19 protein-coding genes are annotated in these 18,840 nt (G+C 60.3%); 2 read left to right on the top strand and 17 right to left on the bottom strand.

The annotated features are described in order from the left end of the window. Positions 1–29 precede the first annotated feature (29 nt). From ACVMIH_RS32445 to dnaK, 6 genes are all read right to left on the bottom strand, one after another. Positions 30–317 (bottom strand): chaperone modulator CbpM, encoded by a 288-nt coding sequence (locus ACVMIH_RS32445; protein WP_076825123.1) that lies wholly within the window; start codon positions 315–317, stop codon positions 30–32. Then, on the bottom strand, positions 317–1,222 hold the full coding sequence (locus ACVMIH_RS32440; protein ID WP_076825125.1) for a DnaJ C-terminal domain-containing protein: 906 nt from the start codon (positions 1,220–1,222) through the stop codon (positions 317–319). The genes ACVMIH_RS32445 and ACVMIH_RS32440 overlap by 1 nt, the downstream gene beginning before the upstream one ends. A 74-nt stretch (positions 1,223–1,296) precedes the next feature. After that, the gene (locus ACVMIH_RS32435; protein ID WP_076825127.1) at positions 1,297–1,479 is read right to left on the bottom strand and encodes a hypothetical protein; all 183 of its coding nucleotides are present in this window, start codon (positions 1,477–1,479) and stop codon (positions 1,297–1,299) included. 25 nt (positions 1,480–1,504) lie between these two features. After that, on the bottom strand, positions 1,505–2,731 hold the full coding sequence (locus tag ACVMIH_RS32430; RefSeq protein ID WP_456864604.1) for a hypothetical protein: 1,227 nt from the start codon (positions 2,729–2,731) through the stop codon (positions 1,505–1,507). Positions 2,732–2,814: 83 nt separating this feature from the next. Continuing rightward, complete coding sequence (locus ACVMIH_RS32425) at positions 2,815–3,303, bottom strand: DUF992 domain-containing protein (RefSeq protein ID WP_168857361.1); 489 nt, start codon at positions 3,301–3,303, stop codon at positions 2,815–2,817. Between the two features lie 171 nt (positions 3,304–3,474). After that, entirely contained in the window at positions 3,475–5,373 is a 1,899-nt protein-coding gene (dnaK, locus tag ACVMIH_RS32420) for a molecular chaperone DnaK (RefSeq protein WP_456864601.1), read from the bottom strand. A gap of 390 nt (positions 5,374–5,763) precedes the next feature. Here dnaK and fdhD point away from each other — a divergent pair, with 390 nt between their 5' ends. Beyond that, a complete protein-coding gene (gene fdhD, locus ACVMIH_RS32415; protein WP_456864599.1) occupies positions 5,764–6,567 on the top strand; it encodes a formate dehydrogenase accessory sulfurtransferase FdhD in 804 nt (267 codons plus the stop codon). Between the two features lie 60 nt (positions 6,568–6,627). On the opposite strand, the gene ACVMIH_RS32410 is transcribed toward fdhD, so the two are convergent. Continuing rightward, the gene (locus ACVMIH_RS32410) at positions 6,628–7,557 is read right to left on the bottom strand and encodes a DUF5996 family protein (protein WP_456864597.1); all 930 of its coding nucleotides are present in this window, start codon (positions 7,555–7,557) and stop codon (positions 6,628–6,630) included. Between the two features lie 609 nt (positions 7,558–8,166). Here ACVMIH_RS32410 and ACVMIH_RS32405 point away from each other — a divergent pair. Then, positions 8,167–8,433 carry an Hsp20/alpha crystallin family protein gene (locus ACVMIH_RS32405; protein ID WP_057016361.1) on the top strand — a complete coding sequence of 89 codons (267 nt, stop codon included), beginning with the start codon at positions 8,167–8,169 and terminating at the stop codon, positions 8,431–8,433. 69 nt (positions 8,434–8,502) lie between these two features. On the opposite strand, the gene grpE is transcribed toward ACVMIH_RS32405, so the two are convergent. The 10 genes from grpE to ACVMIH_RS32355 all read right to left on the bottom strand — a co-directional run bounded on the left by grpE (position 8,503) and on the right by ACVMIH_RS32355 (position 18,606). Next, the gene (grpE, locus tag ACVMIH_RS32400; RefSeq protein ID WP_456864595.1) at positions 8,503–9,048 is read right to left on the bottom strand and encodes a nucleotide exchange factor GrpE; all 546 of its coding nucleotides are present in this window, start codon (positions 9,046–9,048) and stop codon (positions 8,503–8,505) included. 188 nt (positions 9,049–9,236) lie between these two features. Then, entirely contained in the window at positions 9,237–9,815 is a 579-nt protein-coding gene (locus ACVMIH_RS32395; RefSeq protein WP_456864594.1) for an HdeD family acid-resistance protein, read from the bottom strand. Positions 9,816–10,072: 257 nt separating this feature from the next. Next, positions 10,073–11,278, bottom strand: a complete 1,206-nt coding sequence (locus ACVMIH_RS32390) for a mechanosensitive ion channel family protein (RefSeq protein WP_063790071.1) — start codon at positions 11,276–11,278, stop codon at positions 10,073–10,075. Positions 11,279–11,372: 94 nt separating this feature from the next. After that, positions 11,373–11,486, bottom strand: a complete 114-nt coding sequence (locus ACVMIH_RS32385) for a DUF2474 family protein (protein WP_057016363.1) — start codon at positions 11,484–11,486, stop codon at positions 11,373–11,375. Further along, positions 11,486–12,490 carry a cytochrome d ubiquinol oxidase subunit II gene (gene cydB / locus ACVMIH_RS32380; protein ID WP_057016364.1) on the bottom strand — a complete coding sequence of 335 codons (1,005 nt, stop codon included), beginning with the start codon at positions 12,488–12,490 and terminating at the stop codon, positions 11,486–11,488. The genes ACVMIH_RS32385 and cydB overlap by 1 nt, the downstream gene beginning before the upstream one ends. 4 nt (positions 12,491–12,494) lie before the next feature. Continuing rightward, positions 12,495–13,907, bottom strand: a complete 1,413-nt coding sequence (locus ACVMIH_RS32375; RefSeq protein ID WP_456864591.1) for a cytochrome ubiquinol oxidase subunit I — start codon at positions 13,905–13,907, stop codon at positions 12,495–12,497. Between the two features lie 15 nt (positions 13,908–13,922). After that, positions 13,923–16,232, bottom strand: a complete 2,310-nt coding sequence (locus ACVMIH_RS32370; RefSeq protein ID WP_456864589.1) for an FdhF/YdeP family oxidoreductase — start codon at positions 16,230–16,232, stop codon at positions 13,923–13,925. 98 nt (positions 16,233–16,330) lie between these two features. Continuing rightward, a complete protein-coding gene (locus ACVMIH_RS32365; RefSeq protein WP_057016367.1) occupies positions 16,331–16,540 on the bottom strand; it encodes a hypothetical protein in 210 nt (69 codons plus the stop codon). Between the two features lie 218 nt (positions 16,541–16,758). After that, positions 16,759–16,965 carry a CsbD family protein gene (locus ACVMIH_RS32360; RefSeq protein ID WP_057016368.1) on the bottom strand — a complete coding sequence of 69 codons (207 nt, stop codon included), beginning with the start codon at positions 16,963–16,965 and terminating at the stop codon, positions 16,759–16,761. Between the two features lie 744 nt (positions 16,966–17,709). Beyond that, complete coding sequence (locus tag ACVMIH_RS32355; protein ID WP_057016369.1) at positions 17,710–18,606, bottom strand: bestrophin family protein; 897 nt, start codon at positions 18,604–18,606, stop codon at positions 17,710–17,712. Positions 18,607–18,840: the final 234 nt, after the last annotated feature.

The raw sequence follows: 18,840 nt of genomic DNA, 5'->3' as shown, positions 1-18,840 counted from the left end.
CCCCCGATCGACCGTGGTCACCCGTTCTGTCAAACCGTTCGTGAATCGTCGTCAAGTGCGGTACGCATCAGCGCGAAAGCCTGTCGAACACCATGCAGCTGATCGATGAGATGGAGGATGACGTGGATCCCCTCATCGTTGACACCTAGATCGCTCTTGAGATCGCGGATCAGGTGCGCGCGGGCGACGTCCGCGTCAGAGAATTGCGCGCCTGAAGCCGCCTCGGTTGGAATCAGCCATCGTTGCTCCAGCCAGAACTCGAGTGTCTGCACCCGCAGTCCCGACGAGATCAGAAATTCCTGTTTGTTGAGGGTCATCACAAGGTGCCTTCGCGCGGATCGAACTCTCTCCCCTTGGCCCAGTTCTCGACGAACGCTTCCAATTCCGGATCCGGCGATTTCGGCAGGACGATCGTCAGCTTCACCAATTCGTCTCCGGCACTTCCCCCTCGGCGCGGGGCGCCCTTTCCTCTGAGGCGCAGTGTCGTGCCTGTGTTCGATCCCTTCGGCACCGCCATCGTAACATCACCGGTCGGTGTCGGCACCCGGATTTGACCGCCCAGAACCGCCTCGGTCAACGAGATCGGCACTTCGAGCAGAATGTTGTCGCCGTCCCGCATGAAGCGCCGATCCGGCATGACCTCGACTTCGATGAGGGCATCGCCTGGTCCGCCTTTGCCGGCACCGGGAGCTCCCTTGCCCTTCAAGCGCAAAACCTGCCCATCTACCAGGCCCGGGGGAATTTTCACTTCCAGCGTCCCGCCATCCGGCAGTGTGATTCGCTTGGTTGCACCGCTGATCGATTCGACGAACTCGATAGGCAGGCGATAATGGAGATCTTCACCGCGCCGGTTTGCGCGTGCGCGCTGCCCGCGCCTTAGCAGCTCGGCAAGCGCATCGTCCGAATTCATGAAGTCGGCAAAGCCGGCCCCGCTCGTGTAAGCATGCGGGTCTCCAGCATCGGCGTAGTCGCGATAGAAGTGATGCTGCGGCCGCTCAGCTCCCGTCGCGTCGATCTCACCATTATCGAAGCGCTTGCGCTTGTCGGCATCGCTAAGCAGGTCATAGGCGCCGGCCGCCTCTTTGAACTTTTCCTCCGCAGCCTTGTCGCCGGGGTTGAGGTCAGGATGCAGCTTCTTCGCAAGCTTGCGATAGGCCTTTTGTATCTCGGCAGCCGAAGCTGAGGAGGACACTCCCAACACATCGTACGGGTTCTTAGCCAATTGCCGCTCCCGACTTGAAGATGGCAGAGATCGGCCTTTCCCGTAGCGGGGAACGGCCGCGAGCCGGGTCCCGATTATTCAACATGACCGGGATCCACGTATTTGGGGTAATTCTTCAGTTGCTGAGGCGTCATTCGTGCGGGATCCGGTGCTCCAGGAACACCGCGCGGACCTAGCTGCGCCCGCACGATGTCGTCTTCCGTTAGACGCGGCTTGCCGTCGTCGAGTTGTCCATTGCCTCCGAGACTCGTTGTCATCGCCTTCCAATCGTCCGCGTCACGCCTAGCGTTGCTCGGGCCGCCGCTCCTCGGGTCTTTCACCGGAACGCTGCTGTTCCGGGGGCCCGCGGCGCGGAGGCGCTCCCATTTCCTCCCTCTGCGGTTCTGTTCTCGCAGCGGGTGCGGCAGGTCTGGCTTCGATTTCCGGCCGCGCCGCCGGACGAGCCATGGGTTCGGGGCGAGGCTCCGGCCTCGGTGTGGACTCTGGCCGTGCTTCCGGCACGCGGATGTCCTCACGCTTTCGTTCTTCCGGAGGAAGAGGTCCTGGGGCCGCCTCGGGCCGCGGCGTTCGTTCACGCTCAGATTCGCGAGGTGCGGCTTTTCCGGCTTCATCCGCTGGCGACTTGCGCGCCGGCGCGGACCCCTCCGCTGGACGTCGAGCGTCTTCGAGCCGCTGCCGCGAGGGGTCCTGGGGACGCGCGCCCTTCAGCTCTTCGGGTCGATGTTTTTCCGTATTCGACGGCATCACCTCGGCGGGCGCGTGTGGTCGAACAATGTCCCGCCCGTTCAGGATCGATGGGCGTGGCGTAGCCATCACGGGCGGTGCGCCAGCGTTTGCTCTGTTAAACAGACGGGTGTCGTGGCTCGCGACCTCGACGTGTTTGCGTTGCAACGGCGTGGGTGCGAAATGTTGTTCCTTGGCGACGGCTCTGTCCGCAGCGGTCGGACGAGCCTCGACGCCGCCTCGTCCGCCATTGTAGCTGACGTTGTTCACCGTCTCATTGACGACGACGGTTTTCTGATAGACGTTTCTAATCGTCACACTCCGCACGTTGTTGACCGTGCTGTTGTAGAAGAATTGGCCACGATCCCAGCGGCCACCTTCGTAGCCAATGCCCGAATAGCCGAAGCCATAGTTGACGCCGCCATAAAAGCCGACGCGCTCACCCCAATAGCCCGGGTGGAAAATGTAGGCTCCCGCAAGCCGCCCCCAGTAGCCCGGGGTCCATAACAGGCCCGGTCGCGGTGGTTGCACCCAGGTTCCCGGCACCCAATAGTAGTCACCGGCATCCTCATCCCACGACCAATATCCCGGAGACCAGAGATAGCCCGGCGCAGGCACAGGGGGCTGTTCGTATCGAGGCAACGGCGGCGGCGGCGTTTCCACCGCCGTGACTTGAGAACAAGCTGCTTCCTGGGACAACGCGGCCGCCGGCATTACGCATGCGCTTCCAAGCAGCAATACGGCGAGAACTACGGGAGATGTCGTCGTCAACAGTCGCTTCAACATATGAGAACCTTCGCGAGAAAGCGTTGCTATTCGCGTGATGGCGACACCGTTCGCAGCGGCGAACGGTGTCAATTTCGGTACCCCTAGCGACCCGGCTGCAGCGTCATGCTCTCCAATCCTGCTGCGACGATCAGGCCGGTTTCCGCCTGCACGCTCAGGGGTTGCAGCGCGATGCTGTTGTTCGAACCGCCCAGCAGCACATTGCCGCCCACACCGACGATTGCCGCAGCCATCGCGTCGACGCCGACATAAGTCCCGGCGATATCGCCGCGGCCAGGCTGGGCAACGGGCGCGAACACCGACCAGGCAAGCGCCGTGCTCTCGGTAATGCCGATATCGAGACCAACCTTCTGAATCGTGGCGATATAGTAGTCCTCGGGGAGCCCGTTGATCCGCAAGACGCACGCCAGATTGGTTACCGCGCCGACGATAAAGCCGATGCTCGGCCCACCCTTGCATTCAAGTACGCCGACCTGCACCTTTTGGGCGGGCTGCTGGGCTTGCACGGGTGATACCAGGGCGGTCAGCATTGCTCCGGCAAAGGCAGTGAGGACCGTCGAACGTCGTCGCATAAGAAAGCTCCTACAAAATGAAGGCGGGATGCCTTCAAACTTCTGGTGATGTTGGAGTAAGGAAGCAATCGGGATTGCATTCCAGCACTTGAGAACCGGAGTTTCGTCCCGACGGCGGCGCAAAGCACGACTGGTAGCCGCGAGCTCGCGCCCGCGCTTGCAGGGGGCGTGCTATTTCGAATTCTTCTTGTCGTCGTCGATTTCCGTAAATTCGGCGTCGACGACATTGTCGCCGCCTGAACTCGGTGCAGAACCAGGAGCCGCGTGCGAGGAACTCTGCATGGCTTCCGCAAGCTTCATCGAGTGCTGCTGCAAGGCATTCACTTTCGTGTTGATCGTCGTGGCATCGTCGCCCTTCAACGCTTCGCGCAAATCGGACATGGCACTCTCGACTGCGCTGCGATCTGATGCCGCGAGTTTTGAGCCATGCTCGGCAACCGTTTTCTCCGTTGCATGCAGCAGCGCCTCGGCGGCGTTCTTCGCCTCGACTGCTTCCTTTCTCTTCTTGTCCTCCGCGGCATGCGCCTCGGCATCCTTGACCATCTTTTCGATGTCGCTCTCGGACAGGCCGCCGGATGCCTGAATCTGAATGTTCTGTTCCTTGCCGGTGCCCTTGTCCTTGGCCGAAACGTTGACGATGCCGTTGGCATCGATGTCGAACGTCACCTCGATCTGCGGTACGCCGCGCGGCGCCGGAGCAATGCCGACGAGATCGAACTGGCCGAGAAACTTGTTGTCGGAGGCCATCTCGCGCTCGCCCTGGAAGACGCGGATCGTCACCGCGCTCTGGTTGTCCTCGGCGGTGGAGAAGACCTGGCTCTTCTTCGCCGGAACCGTCGTATTCCGCTCGATCAGCCGGGTGAACACGCCCCCCAGCGTCTCGAGGCCGAGTGAAAGCGGCGTCACGTCGAGCAGCAGCACGTCCTTGACGTCGCCCTGCAGGACGCCGGCCTGGATTGCCGCGCCGACGGCGACGACCTCGTCGGGATTGACGCCCTTGTGCGGCTCCTTGCCGAAGATCTTCTGCACGACCTCCTGGATCTTCGGCATACGGGTCTGGCCGCCGACGAGCACGACTTCGTCAATGTCCGTGGCCGTGAGCCCGGCGTCCTTCAGGGCGTTGAGGCACGGCTCGATCGTCCGCTGAACGAGGTCCTCGACCATGGACTCGAATTTGGCGCGCGTGATCTTGACCTGAAGATGCTTTGGGCCGGAGGCGTCCGCCGTGATGAACGGCAGGTTGACCTCCGTCTGGGTGACGGTGGAAAGCTCGATCTTCGCCTTTTCGGCCGCTTCCTTGAGGCGCTGAAGGGCGAGCTTGTCGTTCCGCAGATCAATGCCTTGTTGCTTCTGGAACTCGTCGGCGAGGTAGTTGACCAGCCGCATGTCGAAGTCTTCGCCACCCAGGAAAGTGTCGCCGTTGGTCGCCTTCACCTCAAACACTCCATCGCCGATATCGAGAACGGAGATATCGAAGGTGCCGCCGCCGAGATCGTAGACGGCGATCTTGGCCTGCTTCTTCTTGTCGAGACCGTAGGCAAGTGCCGCCGCGGTGGGTTCGTTGATAATGCGCAGAACCTCGAGACCGGCGATCTTGCCGGCGTCCTTGGTAGCCTGGCGCTGCGCATCGTTGAAATAGGCGGGAACAGTGATGACGGCCTGCGTGATCTTCTCACCGAGATTGGCCTCGGCTGTTTCCTTCATCTTCTGCAGGATAAAAGCCGATATCTGGGAGGGCGAATACGGCTTGCCCTCAGCCTCGACCCAGGCGTCGCCATTGGACGCCTTGATGATCTTGTAGGGTACGAGCGTCTTGTCTTTCTCGACCGTCGGATCATCGTAGCGGCGGCCGATCAGGCGCTTCACGGCAAAAATGGTGTTGGTCGGGTTGGTCACCGCCTGCCGCCGGGCCGGCTGCCCGACCAGACGTTCGCCATCGGACGTGAACGCCACGACGGAAGGTGTGGTGCGCGCCCCCTCCGCGTTCTCGATGATGCGCGTGTTCTTGCCGTCCATGACCGCGACGCAAGAATTGGTCGTTCCGAGGTCGATTCCGATCACCTTTGCCACGTCGCGCTCCTCTACTTTTTAATTGACCGACAATGTGCGGTTTGCGTCCCTGCGCCAATACCGTTGAGCAACAGATGTGCCACATCACAGCTCGCGTGATTTCAACGACTTACGCCGCGAGATCACGACACGTCGGACATTTTGTCCGGAGCGTCTCGGACAAAGTGTCTATTGGCTTAGGCACGCGTGACGGGCCTCGGTCTGTCCTGCTGCAACCGACGCTATGGAAAGATTGTCGATTATCGCTGGACAAATTGTTCGTCGATCCACCGAAGCCACGTCGTAAGCTACTGACGTCGTTCAGTCGGCCGGGTGGCACGCATGTTGCGACGGGACTTCCGATAACGTTCACCCGAACGGTCCAGATCGTCGGCTAGCGCGAGCAATGACATGACCAACCAAACCCTGAGCATTTCGGCACGACGCCTTGCGTTCAACGATCGCAATGACGGCGATCTCGTTCGTGCTGTTCCCGTTGAAACGCCCGTCGCAATCGAGGTCTGTGGGATAGGCTATGCCGTGATGATGGCAACGCCGTCCGACCTTCGCGACTACGCGGCGGGATTCGCGTTGGCCGAGGGCCTTGTCAAGCATGTCCGGGACCTCAGCGACATCATCGTCCACGAGACGGAAGGCGGCTGGATCATCCGGCTCACCTTGCCTGCAGAAGGCACGGCAATCGCACTGGAGCGCGCTCGCAGGCGCGTTTCGGAGAGCAGCTGCGGGCTGTGCGGATTGGAAAATATCCAGCAGGTGCTCCGCCCGTTGCCGCCAATACGTGGGCGCATCACCACGAGCCGGGAAGCCATCGCTGGCGCGCTAAACGCCCTGCAACACCATCAGACGCTCGGCCGATCCACCGGCGGAACACATGCGGCGGCATTCTGCCGCCCCGACGGATCAATCCTGTGTGTTCGGGAGGACGTCGGTCGACATAATGCGCTCGACAAACTGATCGGCGCGCTGGCGCTGTCCGACATCCCGGCGTCCGGTGGTTTTCTGCTGCTCTCTGCCAGATGCAGCTATGAACTTGTTGAGAAGGCCGTTCGCGCGGGCTGTCCGATGCTCATCACCATTTCAGCGCCTACGAGCCTTGCGGTCGAACGCGCAGAGCAAGCGGGACTCACGCTCGTCGCACTGGCTCGCCCGGACTCCGCCCTGATCGTTTGCGACGTGCACCGAAACATCTCGTAAGGAAGCCTGTGCACATCCATGGACAATGCATCCGCCTTCGGGCATGCAGCCATCGGAGATCTACTCCGGACGACCGCTGCCCAGCAGGGCGGAATCCCAGCCCGCCGCGGTCGCACCGGCGTTGTAGGTCGATTCCAGGAAGGCAAGCAGATCGCCGTCAGGATCGCCGGACAGGCGCAGGTCGTCGTAATCGAGGAGAAACTCGCCCAGGCCGGCATCCCATCGCGCAGCGCTTGGCCCGATCTTCGCACTCTCGATACTTTGTGGCTGCGGATAGGTGAAGGAGTAGAATGCGGGTCTGGGACACGAGGGATCACCCGGCCACCACCCCATCTCCATCAACTCCGCATTCATTGCATTGCGCCGGACAAAACCGGCGTTCGGCGCCGGTGAAGCAGGTTTGCCGTTATAGAATGGCAGACGAATGTCGAACGTCCCCCACATCAGACCGATGGGTTGCGTCTTGCCCGTGAACCTTCCCTGAAAGACCTGCATGACGCGTTGCGTATTGAGAAGAATGCGCCACCAGGCGTTGACCATGTCGCGTTCGTATGGGCGTTGTTGCCTATCCTCGTCGAACGGGATCGGGTTGGACACTTCCTGCGGCATGAGCGTGATGGCAGCATCTATTCCCGCATGACGTAGCCGGTCGAGGAATGTGTCGACCAGCACTGCGACCGATGTCGGGCCCAGCGGCAGTTGTCCCGATCCGCCCGAACTCGTGAACCACTGCAACTCGTGCGAGACGAAGTCGGCGCGGACCTCGTAGACGCCGCCAGCGCAAGGGATCGGACCTGTGGTCGGGCCTCTCGCGCCGAGCCACAGCGGAACCCCAGCCCATTGCGCCTGGAAAGGTCCGGCCAGCTTGAGCTTCCCAACCGCCTGCAACACCATGTGGAGAAGATGTCGCGTCTGCTCGAAGGCCTGGCAGGACAGAGCCGGCCAAAGATCGCCAGAAGGAGCATTGGAAGATGACTTGCCGGTATTCATGGCATGTCCTCGCACAGTTGTTGGCGGGGGAGAATTTGCGCCTTGGCTTCAAGACAAGATCTGATCATGGCGGGCTCGATCAACCGTTCAACGCATGGAAAGCCGAAAGCCATCATTCGCCTATTGCAAGCCACGCCAAGGCTTGACGACCCCCGCTTCGAGAGCTCTTCGACGAACTGAAACCGCTGTGTATAGCTGCGAAATCCTGATCACGTTCGATCGATCAAATACCATTTCTTGGTCTAGATCCTGAATTGCACGCTCGAAGCGCTTCCGTCGCCACGCCTCAACGCGACGCAATCGCTCCACAAGAAGTCGGACGTCAGCGATCTCGGACGCGGCCTGTTCGATGTTGCTCGACACTCGACACCTCCCCAGCCTGCATGATCAATGCTAGCGCCATTTTTGGAGACGTCCAGAGCGTACAAGTGGCGATCGCGCCAGACTTGCAGACAACTTGTCCGATCGACTTTGACAAAGTGTCTGCGGGCTCACTGATCAACACCTTAAGCCGTTGATATGACTTGCCGCGCGGATGGCACGCGTATTGCTGCCGGTTGATCCGGTCGATGGGCTATGCCGTCGCATGTACGACCAGGATGGTTCACGATGCTGAATGTTGACGTGAACGAGACAGATGACGAACTACAAATCGTTGCAGAGCTGCATGGTCTAACGGCAAACGACATAGACGTGTCCGTTGAGCGTGGTGTACTCACCATCATCGCTGAGCGGCAGGTGAACGACGGCCGTGGTGCCGAACGGACAATCAGAGTCTTGAGCTCGATGCTATTACCCAGTTCGGTCGATGCTCATAAGATAAACGCGTATTTCGACGACGGCGTGATGACCGTGACGTTTCCCAAGCACAGGTAGTCGATCCGAGCCGACACTGCTAAAGCCATCGAGGCCATCGCGCGGCACGCCCGGAGGCGAGCGGGCATTTCAGCTCGCGACGCCGACTTTCGCGGACCTCAACGAACGCGATCCGATCGCGTAACCGGGCTGCACGACCGTCGTGACGGTGCCGCTTGGCACTGACGGATCTTTGACCTGGAACATGGCCTCGTGAAAGTGAGGATCAAACCGGCTTCCGGCCGGATCGAGCCTCTTGACGCCGTGCGCTTCCAGCGATCGCAACAGCTCCTTTTCGGTAAGCTCCACACCCTCGACAAACGTCTTGAAGGGGCCGGCACTGTCGCGCAGCTCCGCAGGAAGACTGGACATCGCACGTTCCAGATTGTCCGCGACATTGACCATATCGCCCGCGAACTTGGTTACGGCGTATTGCCGCATGTCGTTCAACTCACGCTCGGAGCGCCGGCGTACATTTTCGGCATCCGCGAGCGCCCGAAACAGCCGGTCTTTGAGATCGACATTCTCCGCCACGAGCCGCGCAATGGCCTCATGCACGTCTTCTGCGGCGCTTGGCGGCGTGTCCGCAGCATCTGGCGATCCGGAGGTTGTTTCCCTTGCAGAGCCCTCAGGCATCACCTTCTCTACACCTTGCTCCGCATGATGAGTCCCTCCTTGAGGGCGGTGTGAGTGAATCTGTCTGCTGTGATGAGGATCGTTGGGCGGGCCGTTATTAGTCATGGCAGCTCTCTTATCTCGCCGTTGATATGACGTTTGAAGGTCGGCCGGACAAGCGGCGTTCTTCGCTCGCCCGAGCCGGCCGTCTACCGCGTACCGCGGAGCTGCAGGCCCAGACCAAGCAGCGTGCAGCCCTGGAAAACCAGGTCGATCGACAACAACAGGCCAAGCAGCCAGAGACTGTTGAGTGGCCAACCTAACAGAAACGCCAATCCTGCGATCGCGGTGAGCAGTCCAGAGGCAAATAGCCAGCCCCAGCCGCGATCTCCCTTTGCTCTAAAGCTGAGCAACAGGCGCATGACGCCGGACGCGGTCGTGCAAACGGCCAATATGAGAGTCAAAACAAGTGAAGCGATTGCTGGATCCAGAACGATTGTCGTACCGGCCGCAGCATAGAAAAAGCCTCCCAGGCCCCAAAGAAAGAACCCACGCCAGTTTTTGACCCTAAACGCATGGACGATCTGAAAGGCGCCCGCGATGATCATCAAGACGCCGATGTAGAAGATCGTTGCGATGGTCGCCAACAGCAGATTGCTGAGAGCTCCGAAGCCCAGCACAATAAAGAGAATGCCCAGGGCGACGAACCAACCCCACTTCCCTCGCGCTTCGGTCATCAATCCCGTGAACGCCCGCCTCGGTTCCGGCATTCCAATTGTTTGCGCCATGATGAATTGCCCAGAGATTGAGTTGTTGGTGACTCGCTGCACATGGGCCGTGCCCCGCGATGCAGACGACGGCATTCTTGCAACTGACGACAACGCAATCGACGTGCCAGACCGCAATCGACGTGATTTCAATCAGTTATGACAATCGATGTCGCTGAAAGGTCATTTTGTCCGGAATCGTTGGGACAAAATGACCGAAGCGCCGAAAGGCTAACTCGCCGGCACGAGCGTCCACGAAGCAAGAATGTTGCTGGGATTCATGCCACGCCGCCTTTCGGAACGGCCTTGCCCACCACCCCCGTCCCGTTCGTCGGATCACTGCTCGGCGCCGTATTGTGAGGAAAAAGCTCGATCCCTGTCGGGACGGCCTCCACGTAGAGCGACTGACTTGGAAAGGCGAAATCAGATCCCGCCTTTTTCACGATCGCCTTGATGGCATACGCCAGCTCCTCCTTGATCTTCAGCCAGTCACCCCAGACCGTGGTGCGGGTGAAGCAATAGACCATGACATCGATCGACGATTCATTGAACTTGTCGACACGTACGAACGCGACGGCTTCAGGAGGATGAACGAAATCTTGACTGCCGAGGATGTACGCCTCGATTGCATCACGGACATCGCGGAGCTGGCCGATCGTCGTGCTGTAATCGAGGCCGATGATCCAGGAAATGCGGCGAAACCTCATCTGCGAGAAGTTGGTGACGGCATTGTCCGCCAAATACGAATTCGGAACGAATACGGGTGCTTGATCGAATCGGCGGACTTTCGTTGTCCGCAGACCAATGGTTTCCACCGTTCCCTCGACGATGCCCTCGGCGAGGATCCAATCGCCGTTTCGAAAGCGCTGCTCGCCAATGATGAAGATCCCGGAGATCAGATTCTTGAACAGATTCTGGGCGCCCAGCGCCACCGCGACGCCGACGAGGCCGAAGCTCGCCAGTACAGGCCCGACGTGAATGCCCCAGACCTCCAGGACGGCGGTCGCACCGAGCGCAACGATGATGGCGCGCCCGACCCTGACCGTCCAGCCGATCATGGCCTGACTGAAGATCGGCGTCCGGCCATCCAGAACCGCGCATAGGGGCCCGATCACCTCGAACAGTGCCCAGAAGATTGTGAATGCGGTCAACGAACGATCAATCTGGAGGAGCCCCTCCTTGAGCCTCTGATTGGTCAGCACGCATTCGCCGATAATAAATACGGCCAGGACGATCGGAATAAACTGAATCGGCGGAGCAAGTGCCTCGACGATCGTGCGGTTGAGGCCGACCTTGCTCGACGACCAGGAGTGGATACGGGAGACGATAAAGCGGCTGAAAAGCCGCCGGATCAGCACTGCGATCGCGAGAATGACGATCGAAACGATGAAGTGTCCAACGGTTAGGTCCAAGACGCTTCGCTGCCAGAACGAAAGCACGATTGTCCAGAGCGCGGTCAGTTCGCTATTCGGAGCATGTGTCATGCAGGAACGTGCCAGAGACTGCGGTGCTTTCCGCCGGAACCTGCGGCTCCGCGACAAACGAGGCGGTCAAATGACCGGGCTGACCGGAACTGAATTAACGTAACCACATTCTGATCACGCCCGAGACCAAGCCGACCGCCACAACGCTTGCGATCCAGATCGCGGCCATCCACACGAGCCGTTGCCATAGCGGAATCCGCGCCTGCATCAGTGATACCCTGCGGTGCCGGCCTTGCCGCGAAACACCCAGTACGCCCAGCCTGTGTATGCGAGGATGAGCGGAATAATCACGCAGGCGCCCACCAGCATGAACAACTGGCTTTCGACCGGTGCCGCGGCATCCCAGATCGTAATCGCGCGTGGAACAGCGTAAGGATAGATGCTGATTCCGAGCCCGATGAAGCTCAGCAGGAAGAGTGCCAGCGCCATGAGGAACGGCAACCGCTCGAACTCTCGCTTCAGACTCCAGAAGAAGGTTACCGCGCAGATCAGCACCAACAGCGGCACCTGGGCCGTCAACAAGACGCCGGGCATTGCGAACCACCGCCGCCAGTAGTCATAATCGAGAAACGGCGTCACCGCGCTGACGGCCCCCAGCGCCAGAAGCGTACCGGCGCCGAGCCAGAAGGCGGCACGGCGCGCGTGACGTTGGCTCGTCCCCTCCGTCTTCCAGATCAGCCACGTTGCGCCGAGCAGCGCATAGCCGATCACAACCGCGACGCCGGTCAGGATGCTGAATTGGCTTAGCCAGTCGAGCCAGCCGCCGGCATAGGCATCATTGACAACGTGGATACCCTGCAGAACTGCCCCAAGCGTCACGCCTTGCGCGAACGCCGCAATCAAGGACCCCAACCAGAAGGCGATGTCCCACAATGGCCGATGCCCTGGATCGCGCCAGCGGAACTCAAAGGCGACGCCGCGGAAGACGAGCCCAAGCAGCATGGCGATCATCAACGGATAGGTGGCCGGAAGGATGATCGCATAGGCGAGCGGAAACGCCGCCAGCAGACCGCCGCCGCCCATCACCAGCCACGTCTCGTTGCCATCCCAGACCGGCGCGATCGAATTCATGGCCTGGTCGCGCTCGTCGCCGACCGCAAAGCTCGGGAACAGAATTCCGATGCCAAGGTCGAACCCGTCCATGACGACGTAGGCCATCACCGCAAGTCCGATAATCGCAGCCCAGAAGGTCGTAAGGTCGATGCTGGACATGGCCTCACTCCGCCGCAGTCAGAGGCACGCCGACACTGCCCGCCGGCGTAATGCCTGCGGCGCGCTGCGGCACCTTGGGCGGCTCCTTCTCACCCGGCGCGGGCGGCTTCGCCATCAGGCGCAGGAGATAATAGGTGCCAGCGCCGAACGCTGCGAAATACACCAGCACGAAAGCGACAAGGGAGGCCGCCACAGCCGGCGCAGCCAGCGGCGAATGTGATTCCGCCGTTCGTAACAGTCCATAGACCGTGAAAGGTTGCCGACCGACCTCCGTCGTCACCCATCCAGCGATCACAGCGACAAAGCCGGCCGGTCCGAGAACGACGCACGCGCGATGCAACCAGGCCCAGTCGTAGAGCATTCCCCGGAAACGCGCGAGCAGGCTCCAGATACCGACAGCGAGCATCGCAAATCCAAGGCCGACCATGATCCGGAACGACCAGAACACAATCGGTACCGGCGGCCATTGATCCCGCGGAAAGTCGCTGAGTCCCGGTAAAGGTGCATCCGGATCGTGTTTGAGGATCAGTGACCCCAGGCGAGGCACTTCGAGCTTATGATGGACCTGCGCTGTCTCGTTGCTGGGGAAGCCGAAGAGGATAAGCGACGCGCCATCGGGGCTGGGTTCGTAGTGCCCTTCCATGGCGAGAACCTTGGCGGGCTGGTGTTCCAGCGTGTTGAGGCCATGGGCATCACCCGCGAGAATTTGGATCGGAGTCACGATCGCGGCCATCCACATCGCCATCGAAAACATCTTGCGTGCGCCGGCATTGCTGCGGTCTCGCAGCAGATGCCAGGCGCCCACACCGCCAACCACGAACGCCGTCGTCAGATAGGCCGCGATCACGGTGTGAACGAGGCGATACGGAAAACTGGCGGTGAAGATGATCGGGATCCAGGATCCGGCGGGCACAAACTGGTCCTTCGCATTGATCGCGAAACCCGCCGGCGTCTGCATCCAGCTGTTCACGGCAATGATCCAGGTTGCCGAGATCAGTGTGCCAAGCGCGACCATGCACGTTGCGAAGAAATGAAGGCCTTTTCCGACCTTGCTCATGCCGAACAGCATGACGCCGAGGAAGCCGGCCTCCAGAAAGAAGGCCGTCATCACCTCATACGCCATCAGCGGCCCGATGATCGGCCCGGCTCGCGTGGAGAATACCGACCAATTCGTACCGAATTGATATGAGAGCACCACCCCCGAGACGACGCCCATGCCGAACACAACGGCGAAGATCTTCAGCCAGTAGCGGAACAGGTTGGCATAAACGCCTTGCCCCGTCTTGAGCCACAACGCCTCGAGCACCATCAGATGACTCGCAAGCCCGATCGAGAAAGATGGAAATATGAAATGGAACGAGACGGTGAACGCAAACTGGGCACGTGCCAGAATCACCGCATCGAGATTGTCCAGCAATGTCCCCTCCTTGCCTCAGGATATGCGTCCCGGCACTTCGTCTCCGGCATCCGGCCGACAAGCGGCAACAACTCGCACCGGAATGGACTTGGCTGCCGGCGTCCCGCTGATCTTGTCGTAGTAGTCGAGAGGCAGCAGCGGATTGAGCTCGGGGTAATATCCCGCAACCGATCCGCGCGGCATCGGATAGTCCAACACCCTCAGTCCGCTCACGCGCCGCTGTATGCCATCATCGCTGATCGTCTCGAGCGCAATGCCCGAGCCGTCCTCGAGCCCTCGCGCCGCGCGGTCCTCGGCGTTCATGAACAGAACCATTCGGTCATTGTAGACACCGCGATAGCGGTCGTTGTTGCTGTAGATCGTCGTGTTGAATTGATCGTGCGAGCGAATGGTTGCCAGTCGCAGCATGTCGGGATCTGAAACGGATGCGTTCACTTCCAGACCCGGCAGAAGCAGAAAGTTCGCCTTGCCGTTCGGCGTCGGCCAGACCAGTTCGCGCGGCGGCACGTCGAGGTGAAAGCCTCTCGGGCTTTCGATCCGCTCGGAGAAGTCGCTGTAGATCTCCGGATAGACCTCCGCGATCTTGTCGCGGATCAAGCAGTAATCCGCGCTGTAGCTCCTCCAGTCGACCTTGCTGTTCGGCAACGTCGCTTGCGCGATCCGGCAGACGATTTCCACCTCGGGCAGGAGATGCGGGCTCGCCGGTTGCAACACGCCGCGAGACGCGGTGACGTTCGACATCGAGTCCTCGATCGTCACGAACTGCTCACCGGCTGCCGTCCGGATGATCTCCGAACGCGCGATGACGGGCAGCATCAAGGCGTCACGACCATGAACCAAATGTCCGCGATTCAGCTTGGTGGTAATGGCGACCGTCAGCGCGAGCTTTCGCATCGCCGCGTACGACCGTTCGGTATCGGGCACGGCACGAACGAAATTGCCGCCGAGGCCGATGAAGACCTTCGCCGTCCCCGTCTGCATCGCGGCGACGGACTCAATGGTATGATGACCATGTTCGCGCGGGGGCTCGAACCCAAAGACGTCGCGAACGCGATCGAGATAGTCCTGGCTCGGCTGTTCGTCGATCCCGACGGTACGGTCTCCCTGCACATTGGAATGACCGCGAATGGGCGATATTCCGGCGCCCGGCTTGCCGAAATTGCCCTTGAGCAGGAGCAGATTGACCAGCTGCTGCACCAGCCGCGACCCCTCCTGGTGCTGCGTGATCCCCATCCCGTAGCAAATGATCGTCGCGCGCGAGCGAATGTAGATTTCGGCGCATCGCCGGATCTGCGATTCCTCAAGCCCGGAGGCCCTCTCCAATTCCGGCCATGTCTGCGCCATCGCGTCGTCCCGGACCGCATCGAGGCCGACGGTATGCTCGCGGATAAACTTCCAGTCGACGATCTTCTCGCCGAATTCCTCGCGTTCGAAAATGACCTTCATGACCCCCTTGAGGAAGGCGAGGTCACCGCCGATGCGGACATGAACGAACTCGCTGGCAATCTTGGTCGAACCGAACGTTGCCATCTGAATGACATCCTGCGGATCGGCGAAGCGCACCAACGCACGTTCGGGCATCGGATTGACGGCCACGATCGGAACCCCGCGCTTGCTCGCTTCGACCAGATTGCTCATCATCCGCGGCGAATTCGTTCCGGTGTTCTGCCCGATGACGAAAATCGCTTCGGCGTGCTCGAAATCATCGAGGATAACGGTGCCCTTCCCGACACCGATCGAGGGCGGCAAGCCCCGGCTGGTCGGCTCGTGGCACATGTTCGAGCAGTCGGGGAAATTGTTGGTTCCGAACTCCCGGACAAATATCGAGTAGAGAAACGCCGCTTCGTTGGGTGTGCGGCCGGATGTATAGAATTCGGCCTGGTGCGGACTTTCAAGAGCCCGCAAATGCTTGCCGATCAGGGCGAACGCGTCGTCCCAGCTGCAAGGCACGTAGCGATCCGACGATGAATCATAGCGCATCGGCTCCGTCAAACGTCCTTGCATCTCGAGCCAGTGATCCGGCCGCTCCATGAGTTCGGACACGGTGTGCCGTTCAAAGAACTCTCGTGTGACCCGAAACTTCGTTGCCTCAAACGCCAACGCCTTGGCGCCGTTCTCGCAGAAATCGAGCGTTTTCTTGCATTCCGCGTCGGGAAACGCGCAACTCGAGCACTTGAATCCGCCGGGCTGGTTCATCGACAGAAGCGCGCGCGATCCCTTCGTCACCACACTCTGCTCGAGAAGAATCTTTGCAGTCGCTGCGGCGGCACCCCAACCGCCGGCGGGATGATGATACGTCTTGAAGCGCGGCTTACCGTCCAACATAAATCAACTCCGCAATTGCCAGATCTTCAGTAGGGTCTTCAGCTGAGTGACCTGAATAAGATCACCCGCAGCACGCTGGGCCGCGTTTCCGGCTCGCTTTATCGATCCTGATTGAGGTTGGCGACGATCACCTTGTCGATCAGACCTTCGTTGTGCCGGATGAAGTCGTCGCGCGTCATGCCGGAAGCACGCCACGCATCCTGAAGGCCCGCGTCTCTGTGAAGCCACTCGTTTCGCGTTTGATGATCGATCTTGTGACGTCGCGCGTCCTGCGATCCGTGCGACGCCTTGTCGTGGTCCTTCGACATTGTATCTCCTCATGTATCCTGTCGTAGCTTGGCACACTCGTCGAGGCGCAGATCTCCGCAGTCCAAGAGAGTCTTGAAGCCGCACTCCGCCGATCAGCGCTGCGCAGCGACCTGTTGTGATGGCGTTCGGCGTCCAATTTCGCGCGAGCTCTACGAACAATCGGGCATCGATACTGCTTCGCAGCAGCCATGGATCCGCCGGGGTCAATCAATCGGGATCAATCCCAATTTGCTTCCTTGGCCCACTTGTCGACCTCTTTGCGGACCTGGTTTTTGTCAATGCCGTAGAGATCTTGCAGCTTGCCCTCCAACCGCTCTCTGTCACCGTTGATGACATCAATGTCGTTGTCGGTCAGCTTCCCCCATGTTGCCTTGAGCGCACCCTTTGCAGCCTTCCAGTCTCCTTCGATGCGATCCCAGTTCATTTTCATCTCCTTCTTTTCCCAACCGTGAAACGTGCATCGAGGAAAGGTTAGCAACAGGCGTGCCAGTCTGAGCGCATCGTCATATCAATGAGTTAGGCGGTCTTGGCTACCGGCAATGGACAATTTGTCACGACAGACTTGGCCAAGTTGTCCGCCGACAACGGCCGCGCCGGCGCCGCGCCGACGCCAACCAGCCTGAACGCGTTACTATTGGGCGTGGGATGGGTTCAGCGCCGACAGACATTTGCCTGACGCAATGAACGACGTGAGCCACGTGATGACAAATGACTTCAACGCCGCTTTCGTTTAACCTCACGTGAGTTGAAACTCGTTGATTGTTCGCGCCAATGAGGAAATCGAGATGAAGCGCGCCTTGAGAGATCGGCGACCAATCCATCATTCTCCCATTTTCTGGATCGGTATCGCCTTATGTCTGGCAGCCATAGCCATCTACGTCTGGTCCAATGATCTTTCCTGGCGACCCGCCGCCACCCCACACTGAATCGTTGGAGTGATTAGAGCGCACTTCGCCCTTTCCGGCGGGAGCGTTACTTTCGGCACCTTCCGTGCCGTTGAGCATTGAATGACATTCGGTACGCCAGCGCGGAGTAAGCGCGGCCCCGGCCACCCTTAGACTACCCCAGGCCGGGGTCGCGCCCTCCACGCGAGGCATGTCGCGTCCGTCTGCGCGACGAGCCCTGACGCCACCGCGCCGTCAGCATGCGCTATGCCACTTGTTTTGCATTACATCAGCACATTCTGAACAGGCTCCATGGGAGCGGGCAGATCGCGCTCACCGAGCAGAGCGAGCAGCTCGCGCTCAAGGGCTCGTCTCATTGCGTCAAGCGGGAGCGCATTCGGCTCCAACCCGAAGGGTGCCTCAAGCTGATGGCCAAGCGCGTCGAGACCGAAGAAGGTGTAGGCGACGAGCAGGACGGGCAGCAGCGTCCACCAATCGAGCGATCCGGCAAGCGCGAACGGCAACGTCACGCAGAAGATCAGCGCGGTCCGATGCAGTAGCAGCGAATAGGCGAATGGCACCGGGGTGGACGCGATGCGCTCGCAACCGCCCTGGACGTCGGAAAGCGCGGTGAGTTGCCCTTCCAGAACGGCGTAGTGGATCGGCTCGATCCGATCCCGCTTCATCAGCATCAAACAATGCAGCCCGATCTGGTTGAGCACGGCATTGGTGGGGTTGGGACCGCCTGAAGCAGCGTCGATCTCACTCCACGGTTTGATTGCCGCCACTTCGTCTTCACCCCGAAGGCGTGCCGTTAGCCCGCAGCAAAAGCCGCACAGGCCGCGGAGCAGGACGCGCCGGTCGTCGTCTTCGAGGGTGGAGATCTGACGCGCGAACGAGCGGCTGGCGATGATCAGCTTGCCCCAGAGTTCGCGTCCCTCCCACCAGCGGGCGTAACATGTGCTGTTTCGGAAGCTCATGAAGACCGACAGCGCTATGCCGATCAGCGTGAACGGAACCGCACTGATGCGCGCGAAGATGCCCGGATGCTCCATGGCAGCAAAAATCGCCAACACACTGATCAGAGCAATCGCGACCAGATGCGGCGCGATCCGCGGCAAGATCGATCCATTGACGGCAAACGCAACGTCCCAGAAGCCGGGCTTGGAGCGCACGATCATTGCAGCCTCCCCGACATCCGGGGCTGCTTCTCATGCCCGGACTGCAAAGCTGCGCTAGTCCGAGTTTCGCTGCCTCGGGCAGGCCGGAGCAGATACTTTGACCATCGAACAATTGGATTGGCTCGGGAAATGCCCGAGAGCACGCCGAGTGTCCAACAACCGGACCTGATCGCTGTGGACATCGATGCTTTGTATCCGGGAGGACTTCCCTGTGACGGAGCAGGGAACGCGGCC

The organism is Bradyrhizobium sp. USDA 4503, from assembly GCF_054055815.1.
The sequence above is the reverse complement of the archived record's forward strand: the minus strand, read 5'-3'. Positions and strand labels throughout refer to the sequence as shown.

Coding starts and splice junctions, on each gene's coding strand:
- ACVMIH_RS32445 (WP_076825123.1), bottom strand. CDS start 317: ATGACCCTCAACAAACAGGAATTTCTGATCTCGTCGGGACTGCGGGTG.
- ACVMIH_RS32435 (WP_076825127.1), bottom strand. CDS start 1,479: ATGACAACGAGTCTCGGAGGCAATGGACAACTCGACGACGGCAAGCCG.
- ACVMIH_RS32430 (WP_456864604.1), bottom strand. CDS start 2,731: ATGTTGAAGCGACTGTTGACGACGACATCTCCCGTAGTTCTCGCCGTA.
- ACVMIH_RS32425 (WP_168857361.1), bottom strand. CDS start 3,303: ATGCGACGACGTTCGACGGTCCTCACTGCCTTTGCCGGAGCAATGCTG.
- fdhD (WP_456864599.1), top strand. CDS start 5,764: ATGACCAACCAAACCCTGAGCATTTCGGCACGACGCCTTGCGTTCAAC.
- ACVMIH_RS32410 (WP_456864597.1), bottom strand. CDS start 7,557: ATGAATACCGGCAAGTCATCTTCCAATGCTCCTTCTGGCGATCTTTGG.
- ACVMIH_RS32405 (WP_057016361.1), top strand. CDS start 8,167: ATGCTGAATGTTGACGTGAACGAGACAGATGACGAACTACAAATCGTT.
- grpE (WP_456864595.1), bottom strand. CDS start 9,048: ATGCCTGAGGGCTCTGCAAGGGAAACAACCTCCGGATCGCCAGATGCT.
- ACVMIH_RS32395 (WP_456864594.1), bottom strand. CDS start 9,815: ATGGCGCAAACAATTGGAATGCCGGAACCGAGGCGGGCGTTCACGGGA.
- ACVMIH_RS32390 (WP_063790071.1), bottom strand. CDS start 11,278: ATGACACATGCTCCGAATAGCGAACTGACCGCGCTCTGGACAATCGTG.
- ACVMIH_RS32385 (WP_057016363.1), bottom strand. CDS start 11,486: ATGCAGGCGCGGATTCCGCTATGGCAACGGCTCGTGTGGATGGCCGCG.
- cydB (WP_057016364.1), bottom strand. CDS start 12,490: ATGTCCAGCATCGACCTTACGACCTTCTGGGCTGCGATTATCGGACTT.
- ACVMIH_RS32370 (WP_456864589.1), bottom strand. CDS start 16,232: ATGTTGGACGGTAAGCCGCGCTTCAAGACGTATCATCATCCCGCCGGC.
- ACVMIH_RS32365 (WP_057016367.1), bottom strand. CDS start 16,540: ATGTCGAAGGACCACGACAAGGCGTCGCACGGATCGCAGGACGCGCGA.
- ACVMIH_RS32360 (WP_057016368.1), bottom strand. CDS start 16,965: ATGAACTGGGATCGCATCGAAGGAGACTGGAAGGCTGCAAAGGGTGCG.
- ACVMIH_RS32355 (WP_057016369.1), bottom strand. CDS start 18,606: ATGATCGTGCGCTCCAAGCCCGGCTTCTGGGACGTTGCGTTTGCCGTC.